Here is a 15,038-nt window from a genome sequence, read left to right as displayed (position 1 = left end):
AGGGGTCAGAACAAGAATTAGAAAGTTTAAATACTAATTAAATTATTCATACAATGAGGCTCGGTAGCTCAGTCGGTAGAGCAAAGGACTGAAAATCCTTGTGTCGGCGGTTCGATTCCGTCCCGAGCCACCATTAATTTAGACAAGCGAATGCTTGTTTTTTTGTATTACAATTACTTTAGATGATTTTAACGTATTATATTATGCATATAATTTGCAACAACTGGAAACCTCTGATAATCTTTCAATTAAAGGATGAATATTCATCCCTTTCATATTATTTCTATAGAAGGAGGAGTTTTAACATGGCTAAATTCGAATTACCTGAATTACCTTATGCATATGATGCATTAGAGCCTACAATTGACAAAGAAACAATGAACATCCACCATACAAAGCATCATAATACGTATGTAACGAAATTAAATGGTGCACTTGAAGGAAATGCTGATCTTCAAGGGAAGTCTATTGAAGAACTAGTTAGCAACCTTGATGCAGTACCTGAAAACATTCGTACTGCAGTACGTAATAATGGTGGTGGACATGCAAACCATAGCCTATTCTGGAAAATTTTATCCCCAAATGGTGGTGGAGAGCCAACTGGTGAACTTGCAGATAAAATAAATGAAAAATTTGGTAGTCTTGATAAATTTAAAGAAGAATTTGAAGCTGCTGCAGCTACTCGCTTTGGTTCCGGTTGGGCTTGGCTAGTTCTTAACAATGGTGAACTAGAAGTTACAAGCACACCTAACCAAGACTCTCCATTAATGGAAGGGAAGACTCCGTTATTAGGTCTTGATGTTTGGGAGCATGCGTATTACTTAAAATATCAAAACAAACGTCCTGATTATGCAAAAGCATTCTGGAATGTGGTAAATTGGGATGAAGTAGCTAAAAATTATAACGAAGCTAAATAAGTTGTAAATCGTTCAGAAAAACACGGGATTAGAGATCTCGTGTTTTTTTTATGCTTCTAAAAAGGGAATATCGGAGAGTTTATTGCTCAAACTAAGGATAGAGAGATAAAGGAGCAATTAAATATGCATAAAACTCTTCAACATATAATTGGTAAAACTGAAATCAATAGAGACCTGATCCTACTTTTGGTTATTGGTGGTTTATATTCATTGGGAATATTTTTATCAAATACCTTTGTAAATATTTATTTGTGGAAACAAGCTGGTGATTATATAACAATTGCTGTTTATAACCTAGCTATTTTTATATTCCAACCATTGTCGTTTATTTTAGCTGGTAGAATTGCAAAAAAAATCGATCGGGTTGTGGTCTTACGACTAGGTGTAATATTTTTATCCCTATTTTTTTTATGTGTACTATATATTGGGGAAAATGCATCTACTTTTAATTTTGTATTGGGAGGTCTCCTGGGCATAGGTTATGGTTTTTATTGGCTAGCGTTTAATGTATTAACTTTTGAAATCACAGAACCGGAAACACGTGATTTCTTCAATGGCTTTTTGGGTGTTTTGCAGTCATTCGGTGGTATGATTGCGCCAATCTCTGCTGGTATAATCATATCAAATATGACCGAAAATGTAGGGTATACGGTAATCTTTACAATATCCTTTATTTTATTTATTTGTGCCGTAATTGGTAGTTTTTTCTTAAAAAGGAGATCAGCAGAAGGAAATTTCTATTTTAAGAAGATTGTTCAAGAAAGAAAACATAATAACAACTGGAATCGGATTTTAAATGCGCATGTATTCCAAGGATTGCGTGAAGGGATTTTCATGTTTGTTATTTCGATATGGATCTATATTGTCACTCAAAGCGAGTTATCTTTGGGGATGTTTAATTTATTCTTTTCTGGTTTTTCGTTTGTGTTTTATTTTTTGACTTCAAAATTTGTGAAACAGTCAAAACGTAAACAAGCTATTTTATTTGGAAGTATCTTGTTGTACATGTCACTCTTTCTGATCCTCATTCACGCTAGTTATTTAACGCTAATTATTTACGGAATTTTAATTGGTATTGCCTATCCGATTATTAATGTTCCTTACATGTCCATGACCTATGATGTGATTGGGAAAGCACGGAAGGCAAAAGAATTACGCATAGAATATATTGTCGTACGTGAATTCTTCCTTAATATTGGACGTGTCACTTCAATCATTATATTTTTAATAGCTGTAAACCTTGTTGAGGCAGAAACTATTATTCCAATACTTTTAGTTGTATTTGGTGCATTACACTTATTTATCTATCTTTCCATTAGAAATATTTTTCTTACCAACCCCAAAAAAGAAGTGTTAGTCAAAGATCAGTTATCGGATGAAAACAATCGATAAATCAATTAGGATATAGTAAAATAAATGGTATAATGAAACGGTAAGATTGAAGTATTTAGCTAGTAATGGGGGAGAGTAATGAAGAAAAATAAAAAGAAAAGAGCCCAGTTGCCTTTTCGTTTAAATATCATATTTTTTGTAGTTTTTTTACTGTTTTCTGTGTTAATTTTACAGTTAGGTGTTGTACAAATACTTAATGGTGAAAGTTTCCAAGAGGAGATTGATCAAACCATTCAAGATACAACAAACGTACCTGTGCCACGAGGGAAGATGTATGATCGTTATCAGAATGTAATTGCAGATAATGAAGCATCCTATGCCATTACGTACACACCTGCAAAGGGTGTTCAAGCAGAGGATCGATTAGAATTAGCCGAAGATTTATCGAAGTATATTTCTATGCTGGAAAGCTGTGAAGGAATACAGGAAAGTGATGAATTAGAAGATTGTAAAGATGTTCGCGAAAAACAAATTAATTCAATAACAGAAAGAAATAAGAAGGAATACTGGTACTTAAAGAACCGTGAGGAAGCCGATAGTCGTCTTTCTATAGAAGAAGCTGCAGATATGAGTAATGCGGAAGCCTACAATGAAATATTGGACCGCATCACAGAAGAGGAAATCAGTGGATTTACCGAGGAACAACAAGAAGTAATTCTCATTAAAAAAGAATTGGATAAAGCGTATTCTCTTACTCCGCAGATAGTAAAAAATGAAAATGTTACTCCTGAAGAATATGCCAGGGTTGCCGAACATTTACATGAACTTCCAGGAATAAATGCAAGTGTTGATTGGAATCGAGAGTACCCTTATGGTGAAACATTCCAAAATCTAATTGGAAGAATCACAACACAAGATCAAGGCATACCAGCGGAGAATGCGACGTACTATTTAACAAGGAATTATAATCGAAATGATCGTGTCGGCAAAAGCGGTCTAGAGGAACAGTATGAAGAACTTTTACGCGGTCGAAAAGAGCAAATACAATACACAACGAATAAAAAAGGAGAAGTAATAGATGTTGACACGGTTGTCGAAGGTGAGAGAGGGAAAGATTTAGTTCTCACCATCGACATGGAGTTGCAAAAAGAAGTTGATATCATATTACAGGAAGAAATTGCAGCTGCTCGTAAGGAAAACCCTTATCAAAATCAGTATATGACTGATGCGATAGCAGTAGTAATTAATCCGAAAACCGGTGAGCTTTTAGCTGTTGCTGGTCAAGAGTACGATAAACAAGACAATGAATTCATAAATGCACCTTATAAAGCTTTATATGATGCACACCGACCAGGATCTGTTGTAAAAGGTGCTACGATATTATCTGGATTTGAATCTGGTGTCATAAATCCAGGACAGTATTTTCATGACAGTCCAATAAAAATTGCTGGCGACGAGCCTAAAGGGTCTTGGACGAATGGGCTAGGAACACTTGATGATCGTGGTGCGTTAAGACGTTCATCAAATGTATATATGTTCTATATTGCGCTCCGAATGGGTGGGGAGTATCGATATCCTTTTCCGAACGGGCAAAGGGCTTCCTTTGATACAGATGCATGGCAGGAAATGCGTGGTTATTTTAGTCAATTTGGGTTGGGTGCAGAAACCGGTGTCGATTACACCTATGAAAACACTGGCTATAAAGGGGATAGCGCTTTAAATGCAGGGTTGTTTATGAACTATGCAATCGGCCAGTATGATACGTATACTGTAATGCAGTTAGCACAGTATGTTTCCACTATCGCAAATGATGGATATCGAGTGAGGCCTCACTTTTTAAAAGAAGTCCGCATGCCAAGTGCTGAAGAAGGTCAGCTTGGTTCCGTTCACAAGGTTGTGAATACAGAAATATTAAATCGAGTGGACATGGAGCAAAATCAAATTGAACGGGTTCAAGAAGGATTCCGTCAAGTAATGCAAGAATCTGGTGGTACAGGATATAGTTACTTTGGAGATAAAAAATATAAACCAGCAGGGAAGACGGGTACTGCAGAGAATGAAGTTTATGAGCAAAATGAGGATGGTAGTTGGGAAAAAGTTGCAGATACAGTTAACTTATCGTTAATAGGTTATGCACCTCATGATGAACCAGAAGTTGCTTTCGCGCTAATTGTCCCCGACACTAGAGAGGGGAATGGAATTAACCATAAAATAGGTACAAGAATTTTGGATACGTATTTTGAGTTAAAGGAAAAGCGTGAGCGAGGAAATATGGATACGGATAATGAGGAAGAAGTAGATAATGAAGAAGAGTAATAATAAACCTAAGGCTCCATATTACGGATCCTTAGGTTTATTAATTATTTTTTTACATTAAATTCATAGTAGCTTCAAAAATATAATTTATAATTGGTTCAAAGGAAATCAAGGGGGCTATTATGGTTATACGTGAGCAATTTCAAATGCAATTAGAGGCGGTAAAGAAGGATATTATTCAATTATCTCAATTGACAGAAGATGCATTAAGAAAAGCGATTGACTCTTTATATAATCAAGATTTAGAACTAGCTGATCATATTATTCAATCTGACAAAATGATTGATAAGGCTGAAATGAAGATAAACGATGCAACCATCCTACTTATTGCAAAACAGCAACCAGTTGCAACGGATTTACGACATTTAATCATAAATTTGCGAATTGTAACGGATTTAGAAAGAATGGGTGATAATGCTAAAAATATTGCGAAAGCTACTAAACATCTCGGTTTTGAAATGAAATCTGATATTCCAAATGAACTAAAAACAATGAGGGATACTACGTTAGAGATGCTGGATATTGCTTTACGCGCTTACCAGTATGAAGATATTTCTATCGCACAGAAGCTTTCAGAATTGGATGATCGTGTAGATAGAATTTATAAAACGGTGATTACAGACCTTCTAGGCAAAACAGCTATGAATCCTGAACAAATCCAGTACATTATGCAAATTGCTTTTTGTGCAAGGTATATCGAACGGTTCGCCGATCACATTACCAATATTGGAGAAAGTATACTGTTTTTAGTAAAGGGTGAAAATTATAATTTAAATTATTAAAAAGCAAAAAGGAAGCAACTCAGTTTTAAAACTAATTTGCTTCCTTTTCTTATTTTGTAATAACTTCAGCTATTTCATTAAAGCTCATATCACTTTGTACCTCAAATTCTCCTAATTGAACTTTGACATCATAACCTTCGTCACTTAAATATTGATTAAATTCACTTGCGTTATCAATAATACCGTTCTCTGCTAGTTTATCTCCTACAGAAGACGCACTACCGGCTTCAATTGTTAGTGTGTAGGAAGTGATCGTTTCCTCTTCTTCGTTCTTCTCTTCATGATCCTCTTCTTCACTTTTTTCATTCTCATCTTTGTCTGTTTCTTCTTCTTCGTTAGCTTTAGCAGAACTAGTATCTTCAGATTCTTTGTTTGCTTCTTCCTTTGATTCGGAATCGTTTGCCTCTTGATTTACTGTTAAGGAAATAAATTCAGATTCAGTTAAGACACGATAGCCATACTCCTCTTTCATGTAGGCTATTACATCATCGACGGGCATTTCCGTAATGTCTTGTGTAGATCCATTGTCGAAATAGTAGACAGCTAGAAGAACTAATCCTGCTGAAAATAACCCGATAGAGAAAGCTCGAATGGATTGTTTCATTTTCTTCACCTAACTTATTTTAGAATTTAGTAATCTTGTGGTTCTTCCGTTGCTGCTATATCAACTGACATATCCTCAGCTAATAATTCCTCTTCAAGTATTTTAACTTTTTTCTTAAGTTGATAGGTTTCTTGCATTGTAGATATGGATAATTGTTCTAGTTCATTTTCTAGTTTTTCGAATTTATCAGTTAGGAAAAACGATAGAATAAATAAAGCAACTGATATCACAACGATTGTTATTCCTGCAAAAATCATTTTTCTACCTCCATTTCATATACAATACTAGTTATACCATAGAAATTGGAAAGAGAAAACAATTAATTTTTTCCATTAGCACCTTGATTGATTTACTAACTTCTGCTATTATAAATAGGTCTGAGATGAATCAAAGAATGCCTATAAAGCAAGTTGTTATAGTTTGGAGGGAAAAACATGCGCGTAAATATCACATTAGCTTGTACTGAAACAGGAGATCGTAATTATATTACTACAAAGAATAAACGTACGAACCCTGAGCGTATTGAGCTTAAAAAATATTGTCCACGTCTTAAAAAACACACGTTACATCGTGAAACTAAATAATACGTTTTGATAAGAATTTAAATCCTTTAGATTGGCAAGTGTGTCTTTCTAGAGGATTTTTACTTATATTTGGTTTGGTGTAAAACGTGAATGATTATAACCTTTATAAAAAAGGGGGTGAGAGATTTGAATAAGAAAAAATTGCGTCAAGGTATGATTTCTTCCCTAAAGGATCTAAGTAATGAGGAAAAGCGAGGAATTGAAAAAAAACTGTTACATAATCTACTGCATTCAGACCTTTGGAGGGATTCAGGCACAATCGGAGTTACAATATCCCAAGGATTCGAATGGGATACGCAAGAGATAGTTAAACTAGGTTGGAAAGCTAATAAGCAAATAGTTGTCCCAAAATGTTTCCCAACCGATAAAAAATTAAAATTTTACGAGTTAACCGATTTCGATCAGCTTGAAGTAGTTTACTATAACTTGTTAGAACCAAATCCTCAAAAAACAACGGAAGTAAATCTCTCCAATATTGATTTGTTAGTCGTTCCAGGTTTACTTTTTGATAGGAACGGATATCGTATTGGGTTTGGTGGAGGATATTATGATCGCCTCTTGTCGGATTATGCAGGTACTACGATTTCAATGGTTAGTAAAATACAACTCATGGAAGAACTACCTGTTGAAGCGTTTGATATACCTGTGCAACATTTTGTAACAGAATCAGGTGTTCATCATATTTCGTAATTCCAATCATTTTTCATTTTAGAGCCTGTATGCATAAAAAAGGAGCAGTTGAAAATAACTAATAACACCACTACACGAAAAGGGTGTTAATATGAGAATTGTTGTATTTCTTACTTGTGTTGTGACAGCATTTTCTATTTTATACAAATGGCGGTATCGTGTGATGAATACGATTCTTGCTGTTAGTTTTCTGAGGAAAATAGCTGTGACGCTTTCCATGAACATGCCAAATTTGCGTTCGAAAATTATTCCGAATCTATTTAATCAATCAACCAATAATACGTAATACAAAAAAGAAGTTGTCATGAACGAGGCCACTGAAAAACTTATGTTTTTTCAGTGGCCTCCTCTGATTGAAGGATCAATTATTGTATGTACCTAATAGTTGATAAAAGAAAAAATGACCTTGTTTTGATATGATGTAGCTTAGGGGAGGACATGGAATGGAAGTTAAAGAACTCTATACATTGTATGGTTTGGCTGAGATGTTGGAAAATAACCACTTCGAAATAATTCATATCAATACAGAGATTGACGAAATATGGTTGGCTAAATATGAAAAAAAGAAAACAACAGTTGTTAGGTTAATACATAAAGAATTTGCTTGGAAAAATCATTTCAAAAATGATATTGCAATGGTATTTCAACGAATAAAATCGATAGAAAAGACATTAAGAGGTTCTGTAGAGATTCACAATGTTTATATAGCTACAAACACGCCGGTTGATGATTGGGAAATTTTAAAGAAGCCAATGAAATTAAAGGACAAGAAAGAAGTACTAATGAAGGTTTTCTATTTTTCTACTACTACTTTTACAAATGAACTGGACCGTTTGCAATCAGCATTGCACCTAAGAGAAGGGTGGAATCTAACTTATATTCCAGAACGGGAAATGGAGGAATACGTTTATTCATATAAAAAGCAAGTAAGTGAAGCTTTAAAAAATCAACAAACAGAATGGAAAAATGTCTACAATTATGGTAAACCATTTTTTCTCTATTTATTATTAGCTATAAATGTGGTTCTGTTTGGCTTGTTAGAAATGAATGGTGGCAGTACCAATACAAACACCTTAATTAACTATGGTGCAAAATATAATCCTGCTATTTTGAACGGGGAATGGTGGCGAGTTTTTACGTCAATGTTTTTGCATATCGGTTTTATTCATTTAGGTATGAATATGCTTGCCATCTTTTATTTAGGTAGTTTAGTCGAAAGAATATATGGGTCCTGGAGGTTTTTGCTCATATACATTTTGGCTGGCATTGGTGGAGGAGTGACAAGTTTTGCTTTTACGACGAATGTATCTGCTGGTGCCTCGGGTGCTCTTTATGGATTAGTTGGTGCGCTATTATTTTTCGGACTTAACTATAAGAAGTTATTCTTTCGAACATTTGGTAATGGTTTAATCATTCTTATTGTAATTAATATTGTCTTTAGTTTTCTAGTTCCACAAATTGATGCAAGTGCTCATATTGGCGGATTAATTACAGGGTTTGTTAGTGCAGCATTTGTTCAACTCCCTAAATTGAAGAGGAGATTTGTATCTTTCAGTTCAATCATACTATATATTTTATTGCTACTTGGATTTGGTGTGTATGGGTATAGTATTCATATAAATAGTTCTGAATATCAATTAACGATTATTGAGGAATTATTAGAGAAGCAAGATTATGAAGCGGTGATTGAGCAAGCTTCGATAGGATTGGAAAACAATGATAACTACCAACCTCTATTTTTATTTCAACGTTCTTATGCGTATATAGCCCTAAAAGAGAATGAACAAGCAATAACAGATTTAGAAAATAGTATACAGCATCAACAAAAATCGAGTGAAAAAATACCAGAGGCTTATTATAATTTAGCTTTACTGTACCATGAGACGAAGGATAGTCGGGCCAAACAAATGGTTAAAGAGGCGTATGAACTAAAACCAAGTGATCCAGGTTTTAAAGATTTATATGAGGAAATAATTGGAATAACCCCAGATTAAGTTCTTACTCTGGGGTTATTTTTTGTATTAACCGTTCTTTTTTGCCGTTAAGTTCAAATAGTACATATAAATGGGTATTCTGTTTATCCAGTAATATAATTGGCATATAGCTACTAGACTTCATCTCTTTGGAATCAGTAATTGGAATGATATAGTTTTTATATAATCCTTCCCATAATTGTCCAATAATCTTATCTGTTCTTGCCCTTGACAATTTAGGGAAATTTTTTGACTGGTACTGATAAAGCTCAGTCAGTGGAATGAGATGATAGTTATCACTTTCAATCGAAAAATGATGCATTAGTGACTGCCAGTATTTTAATGTGTTTTGATTCCTTTGGTTATGAAGCATTTTCATTTCCAGTTGTTCAGATTGATTGGAAGGCTTGTGAAATGCATGTAAACCGTCTATATTGGAATCGTAAACATATAACTGATCATAAGTCATTTTTTGAATACTTTTAATTAAATCCTCTGGTCCATGGACCTCCCCATGGTGAAAGGATATGGATTGCCATAGTGTATCCCCTTTGTTTTTCATTTTTTGTTCTAGTTTAATATCAGTTTCGTTTTGTAGCCACTTAGTGCGGATACCTTTTAACATCCCATTGGCAAATAATAATGAAACGTCTTGGCGTAAGTATAATTTTGGATCACTTTTGGATAAACTTGTCCAGTCAATTGTACTTGTTGAGTTATCTTGTTTTATAAAATCTAATTTTGTAACTGCTTCTTCAAAGGATGCGTTCTCATCAAGCGGAAAGTACGTAATAACTTGTTGAGCGTTATTATTTACAACATAATAAATGCCAAATGAGGTAACAAGCGCAAATAAAATTAAAATAATGAAAGGTTGTTTCATCTTTTTCATCCTCTACGATTCCTTTTTACAACAATATGTGCGAGGACATGCATATATGATTGTTTATATTTGAAATGAATCGAATAGAATTATCATTTACGCTCAAACTATAATTACGAATATGAATGATTGTTTGGTGATAATATGGAAAAAGAAAAACAGCAAATGTTCCCAACCTATTCTAAAAATGTTTCTTATATACATGATAGATTAGGGATCGATGATAATTTTGACCTGATACATCTAGATGTGGAATATGCTGGGAAGAATATGGCGATGTTTTTCGTTGATGGTTTTGTTAAAGATGACATCATGCATCTATTAATGAAATTACTAGCGAAGTTAGAACCGAAAGATTTAGAGCCAGACCCACTAACAAAATTAATCAAACGGTATCTTCCATATGTTGAATTAGACATGGTGGATGATTTAAACCAAGTAACGGATTTAGTGTTAAGTGGCCCTACCGCATTACTTGTTGAGGGTATTGATAAAGTCATCATTATTGATGCAAGGACGTATCCCGTACGCTCACCGGGAGAGCCTGACTTGGAGCGAGTTGTTCGAGGCTCAAGGGATGGTTACGTAGAAACAATTGTGTTTAATACAGCCTTGACTAGAAGACGGGTTCGTGATCGTTCTTTACGAATGGAGTATATGCAAATAGGCAGGAGGTCCAAAACAGATATTTGTGTCTGTTATATGAAAGACATTGCAGAAGAAGAGCGGATCAAAGAGTTAAAAGAAAGCTTGAAAATGATAGATACGGATGGCCTACCAATGGCCGAGAAGACGATTGAGGAATTTATATCTGGACGTCATTGGAACCCGTTTCCTACTGTGCGGTATACCGAAAGGCCAGATACTGCTGCTACCCATTTATATGAAGGACATGCACTGATTATCATTGATGGATCACCAAGTGTTATGATTACTCCTTCAACATACTGGCATCATCTACAACATGCAGAGGAATATCGCCAGAAACCATTAGTAGGTGCCTATTTACGCATGGTTCGTTTTTTTGCGGTATTAGCATCAATTTTTATTTTACCGTTATACTATTTATTTTCGATAAATCCAGACCTTTTACCTCAAGGATTAGAGTACATTGGGCCAAATGACTACGGTATGGTCCCATTACTTTTACAGTTTATTCTTGCTGAATTAGGAATAGATATGTTACGTATGGCCGCCATACACACGCCGACTTCATTAGCCACTGCAATCGGATTAGTGGCAGCAATTTTAATAGGTCAGGTTGCCATTGAAGTAGGGTTATTCTCATATGAGGTTATTTTATATTTAGCGATTGCAGCTATTGGAACATATGCAACACCTAGTTACGAATTAAGTCTAGCCAATCGGTTAGTTCGTATCTATTTATTATTAACTACTGCTATGTTTGGGATTATCGGGTATATAGCTGGTATTACCATTTGGGTAATTTACCTTACGAGAATGAGTTCATTCCAATCCCCATACTTATGGCCGTTTATTCCATTTTCGTATCGAGCGTTTCGAGATGTTCTGTTACGATCCCCAATACCGTTAAAAAGCAAACGGCCAAAATTATTACACCCACAAGATCCAGATCGGTAAGAAGATCTGGATTTTTTTTTAGGGTTAAATTTGGTATAATTATTTTGGTGAGAATTAATGAATTCATTTTATGATGTACAACAATTATTAAAACGATTTGGGATTTTTATTTATCTAGGAGACCGAATGTCTGATCTAGAACTCATGGAAATGGAATTAAAAGAGTTATATTCATCTAAGTTAATTTACGTTGAAGATTATCAAAAAGCATTACTTGTCTTAAGAAGGGAAAAAAGACTACTTAACAAGTGAAGGAAGGGCAACAGATGAAAGAATATATGATAGGCGTCGACATTGGTGGCACCACGGTGAAAATAGGTGTTATTCATAAGGACGGAGAGATATTAGATAAATGGGAGATAAAGACAAATACAGACAATCAAGGAGCATCCATTGTTCCTGATATCTGGAATTCAATTGATCATCGGTTACTACGTCACTCTGAAATTGAACGCAATAATTTGTTAGGGATTGGTGTAGGTGCACCAGGGTTTATTGATAGTGATGCAGGTATTGTACATGAAGCTGTTAACATTGGTTGGAAAGACTTTAATTTAGCTAAAATGTTAACAGATAAGTCACAACTTCCAGTGTTTTTAGAAAATGATGCCAATATTGCTGTTATAGGAGAAAATTGGAAAGGAGCAGGAAATCAATCCAAAAATGTGATCGCAATTACACTTGGAACTGGAGTTGGAGGTGGCATAATTGCGAATGGTTCCATATTAAATGGAGCGAACGGTACTGCGGGTGAAATTGGACATATAACAGTTGAGAAAGATGGATATTTATGTAATTGTGGACGTAATGGGTGTTTAGAAACAGTTACGTCTGCTACAGGTATTGTTCGTCAAGGAATGAAGGCAATAGAGAAAGACCAATCTAATTTATTGAGTCAACGATATGAGCAAAATGGGAAGATTAGTTCAAAAGATATCTTTGAGCTTGCCTTAGAAGGAGAGCAGGTATGTATCGACATTGTAGATAATACGACAGATATATTGGGCTTTACAATTGCCAATATGTCTACAATTGTTAATCCGTCAAAAATATTAGTAGGTGGCGGAGTATCAAAAGCAGGTGAACAACTAATTCAAGGAATAAATAAAGCTTTTCATAAATATGCTTTACCTAGAATAAGTAATGTTTGTGAAGTAAAAATTGCACAGCTTGGGAATGATGCAGGAATTATTGGTGCAGCATTTCTTGTACAACAAAAGGTAAATAATGTAACGTTCTAGCCTGTATTTTCTTTCAATATATATATTTCATAGAAAAAGTGAAACTTTTTCGTATGAGTATACGTCTAATTAATTATAGACGTGTTTTTTGCCGTAACGGATTTAAAACAATAGCATAATAATTATTATGTAATGGGAGTATTGTGGGAGGATATAATATGAATACGAAATGGGGAAGAATTCCACTTTATGTCATTGCAACATTATTATTTGGGTTGAAAACATATATCGTTTATCGATTTATGTTTTCAATAGAGCTTGATAATGTATTGCAGGAGTTCATCTTATTAATTAATCCATTTGTTTCAGCATTTATTATTTTTGCGATCAGTGTCTGGTTTAAAAAGCAATCTCGCCAAATGAAATTTCTCCGCTATATGGCTTTTATAGGTTCATTTGTTGTATTTGCAAACCTAGTATTCTATCGGTCTTATACAGATTTTATTACGTTACCTCAGTTATTTCAGGGGAGTAACGCAGCTGATTTAGGTACTAGTGTCATATCTTTAATTAAACCCTATGATATTGTTTGGTTTTTTGATGTTATCATTATTTGGTACTTGGCATCTAAACAACAAACAACTGCAATTGAGCCATTTAAAAGAAGTGGAAAAGTATTTGCTGTAACCATGTCTATGGTCTTGCTAGCAGGTAATTTCTTTCTAGCTGAGCTTGAACGGCCTCAATTATTCACTCGTGCATTTGACCGAGAATATCTAGTGAAAAATATTGGACTATTTAATTACCATATTTACGATGTCATACTTCACTCAAAAGTTAAATCACAACGAGTGTTCGCGGATGAAAACGAAATTAAAGAAATTAAAGATTATATTGAAAAAGAGATTAGAAGTAATGAAAAATCGGATTTGTTTGGTGTAGCAGAAGGGAAAAACGTCATCACAATCTGGGCAGAATCTGTCCAAAGCTTTGTAATTAATAATAAAGTAAATGGACAAGAAATCACACCATTTATGAATAGCCTTACAGAAGATGAAGATACGTATTACTTTGAAAATTTCTACCACCAAACGGAACAAGGGAAAACGTCTGACTCAGAGTTTTTAGGAGATAATTCGCTATATCCACTTTCCAGAGGTGCAGTCTTTTTCACCCATGGTCAGAATGAATATCATGGCTTTCCTGAAATGATAAAAGAGCACGGCTATTATTCAACTGTTTTTCATGCTAACAACAAAAGTTTTTGGAATCGTGATCAAATGTATGAGAGCCTAAATTATGACCATTTCTATGATATTGATTCCTATGAAGTTAATGAAGAAAACTCGGTAGGTTGGGGGTTGAAGGATAAGTCCTTTTTCGAACAGTCGATAAAGTATTTACAAACCTTAGAAGAACCCTTCTATTCTAGATTTATAACATTAACAAATCATTTCCCCTTTGATTTAGACGATGAAGATCGATCAATTGAACCGTATGACTCGAACTCGAATACGCTTAATAATTATTTACCGACCGTAAGATATACGGATGAATCAATCGAGGCGTTTTTTGACCAATTAAAGGTTTCGGATTTATATGAGGATTCCATCATTATTATTATGGGGGACCATAATGGAATTAGTGCAAATCATAATAAAGCAATGAGTCAGTTGTTAGAAAAAGAGGAAATTACCCCTTATGATTACTTGCAGTTACAACGAGTTCCGCTTTTTATTCATATACCAGGTCATGGAGAAGGGGAAGTTAAGTCTGAAATAGCTGGCCAAATTGATATTAAACCAACATTGTTGCATATGTTAGGAATTGAAACGGATAATGATATTTATTTTGGCAATGATTTGTTCCATGATGATCGGAAAGGATTTATTGCACTTCGAAATGGTGACTTTGTGAGTGAAGATTATGTGTATACAGGTGAAGTTTGTTATGAACGTTTAACTGGAGAAGCAATTGCTACGGAAAATAACCATTCGAACAAGGAACAACAAAATAATGCCTGCCAGCCAATTAAAGAAAAAGTAGAAAAAGAATTAAGTCTGTCTGACAATTTAATTTATGGTGATTTATTCCGTTTCATTGACTTCGACGAATAAAAAAAGCTGCCAAATTGGCAGCTTTTATAAAGGAGCTACCCATTTAGGTAGCTCCTT

At 34.5% G+C, this 15,038-nt stretch carries 15 protein-coding genes and 1 tRNA gene; 13 read left to right on the top strand and 3 right to left on the bottom strand.

The features are described from left to right. The first annotated feature begins 57 nt into the window (after window positions 1-57). The 5 genes from BMX40_RS04305 to phoU all read left to right on the top strand — a co-directional run bounded on the left by BMX40_RS04305 (window position 58) and on the right by phoU (window position 5,347). Window positions 58-133: transfer RNA gene (locus BMX40_RS04305), tRNA-Phe, on the top strand. 172 nt (window positions 134-305) lie between these two features. Then, window positions 306-917 (top strand): superoxide dismutase SodA, encoded by a 612-nt coding sequence (gene sodA / locus BMX40_RS04300; RefSeq protein ID WP_090867189.1) that lies wholly within the window; start codon window positions 306-308, stop codon window positions 915-917. Window positions 918-1,040: 123 nt separating this feature from the next. Then, window positions 1,041-2,309, top strand: coding sequence for an MFS transporter (locus tag BMX40_RS04295; RefSeq protein WP_090867187.1), 1,269 nt, complete (start codon window positions 1,041-1,043; stop codon window positions 2,307-2,309). A 78-nt stretch (window positions 2,310-2,387) separates the two neighbouring features. Next, entirely contained in the window at window positions 2,388-4,565 is a 2,178-nt protein-coding gene (locus BMX40_RS04290; protein ID WP_090867185.1) for a peptidoglycan D,D-transpeptidase FtsI family protein, read from the top strand. Between the two features lie 122 nt (window positions 4,566-4,687). Then, the gene (phoU, locus tag BMX40_RS04285) at window positions 4,688-5,347 is read left to right on the top strand and encodes a phosphate signaling complex protein PhoU (protein WP_090867183.1); all 660 of its coding nucleotides are present in this window, start codon (window positions 4,688-4,690) and stop codon (window positions 5,345-5,347) included. 49 nt (window positions 5,348-5,396) lie between these two features. Here the strand turns inward: phoU and BMX40_RS20610 are convergent, their stop codons facing one another. After that, the gene (locus BMX40_RS20610) at window positions 5,397-5,960 is read right to left on the bottom strand and encodes a hypothetical protein (RefSeq protein ID WP_244513343.1); all 564 of its coding nucleotides are present in this window, start codon (window positions 5,958-5,960) and stop codon (window positions 5,397-5,399) included. A gap of 17 nt (window positions 5,961-5,977) precedes the next feature. Further along, window positions 5,978-6,208 (bottom strand): hypothetical protein, encoded by a 231-nt coding sequence (locus BMX40_RS04275; protein ID WP_090867181.1) that lies wholly within the window; start codon window positions 6,206-6,208, stop codon window positions 5,978-5,980. 177 nt (window positions 6,209-6,385) lie between these two features. Between BMX40_RS04275 and rpmG the strand changes: the two genes are divergently transcribed. The 4 genes from rpmG to BMX40_RS04255 all read left to right on the top strand — a co-directional run bounded on the left by rpmG (window position 6,386) and on the right by BMX40_RS04255 (window position 9,219). Beyond that, window positions 6,386-6,535: a 50S ribosomal protein L33 gene (gene rpmG, locus BMX40_RS04270; RefSeq protein ID WP_019377954.1), complete on the top strand. Its 150-nt coding sequence runs from the start codon at window positions 6,386-6,388 to the stop codon at window positions 6,533-6,535. 117 nt (window positions 6,536-6,652) lie between these two features. After that, window positions 6,653-7,225: a 5-formyltetrahydrofolate cyclo-ligase gene (locus BMX40_RS04265; RefSeq protein ID WP_342028667.1), complete on the top strand. Its 573-nt coding sequence runs from the start codon at window positions 6,653-6,655 to the stop codon at window positions 7,223-7,225. A gap of 91 nt (window positions 7,226-7,316) precedes the next feature. Next, window positions 7,317-7,511: a hypothetical protein gene (locus BMX40_RS04260; RefSeq protein WP_090867178.1), complete on the top strand. Its 195-nt coding sequence runs from the start codon at window positions 7,317-7,319 to the stop codon at window positions 7,509-7,511. A gap of 157 nt (window positions 7,512-7,668) precedes the next feature. Further along, window positions 7,669-9,219: a rhomboid family protein gene (locus BMX40_RS04255; protein WP_090867176.1), complete on the top strand. Its 1,551-nt coding sequence runs from the start codon at window positions 7,669-7,671 to the stop codon at window positions 9,217-9,219. Window positions 9,220-9,223: 4 nt separating this feature from the next. Here the strand turns inward: BMX40_RS04255 and BMX40_RS04250 are convergent, their stop codons facing one another. Then, the gene (locus BMX40_RS04250) at window positions 9,224-10,081 is read right to left on the bottom strand and encodes a hypothetical protein (protein ID WP_090867174.1); all 858 of its coding nucleotides are present in this window, start codon (window positions 10,079-10,081) and stop codon (window positions 9,224-9,226) included. A 144-nt stretch (window positions 10,082-10,225) separates the two neighbouring features. On the opposite strand from BMX40_RS04250, the gene BMX40_RS04245 reads away from it, so the two are divergent. The 4 genes from BMX40_RS04245 to BMX40_RS04230 all read left to right on the top strand — a co-directional run bounded on the left by BMX40_RS04245 (window position 10,226) and on the right by BMX40_RS04230 (window position 14,981). Then, window positions 10,226-11,683: a spore germination protein gene (locus BMX40_RS04245; RefSeq protein ID WP_090867172.1), complete on the top strand. Its 1,458-nt coding sequence runs from the start codon at window positions 10,226-10,228 to the stop codon at window positions 11,681-11,683. A gap of 57 nt (window positions 11,684-11,740) precedes the next feature. Continuing rightward, window positions 11,741-11,935 (top strand): YqgQ family protein, encoded by a 195-nt coding sequence (locus BMX40_RS04240; RefSeq protein ID WP_090867170.1) that lies wholly within the window; start codon window positions 11,741-11,743, stop codon window positions 11,933-11,935. A gap of 14 nt (window positions 11,936-11,949) precedes the next feature. Further along, window positions 11,950-12,924 carry an ROK family glucokinase gene (locus tag BMX40_RS04235; protein ID WP_090867168.1) on the top strand — a complete coding sequence of 325 codons (975 nt, stop codon included), beginning with the start codon at window positions 11,950-11,952 and terminating at the stop codon, window positions 12,922-12,924. Between the two features lie 158 nt (window positions 12,925-13,082). Then, on the top strand, window positions 13,083-14,981 hold the full coding sequence (locus BMX40_RS04230; RefSeq protein WP_090867167.1) for an LTA synthase family protein: 1,899 nt from the start codon (window positions 13,083-13,085) through the stop codon (window positions 14,979-14,981). The last annotated feature ends 57 nt before the right edge of the window (window positions 14,982-15,038 follow it).

The sequence above is a fragment of the Oceanobacillus limi genome, from assembly GCF_900111445.1.
GTDB classification, from domain to species: domain Bacteria; phylum Bacillota; class Bacilli; order Bacillales; family Amphibacillaceae; genus Ornithinibacillus; species Ornithinibacillus limi.
This window is presented reverse-complemented; position numbering and strand designations above follow the sequence as displayed.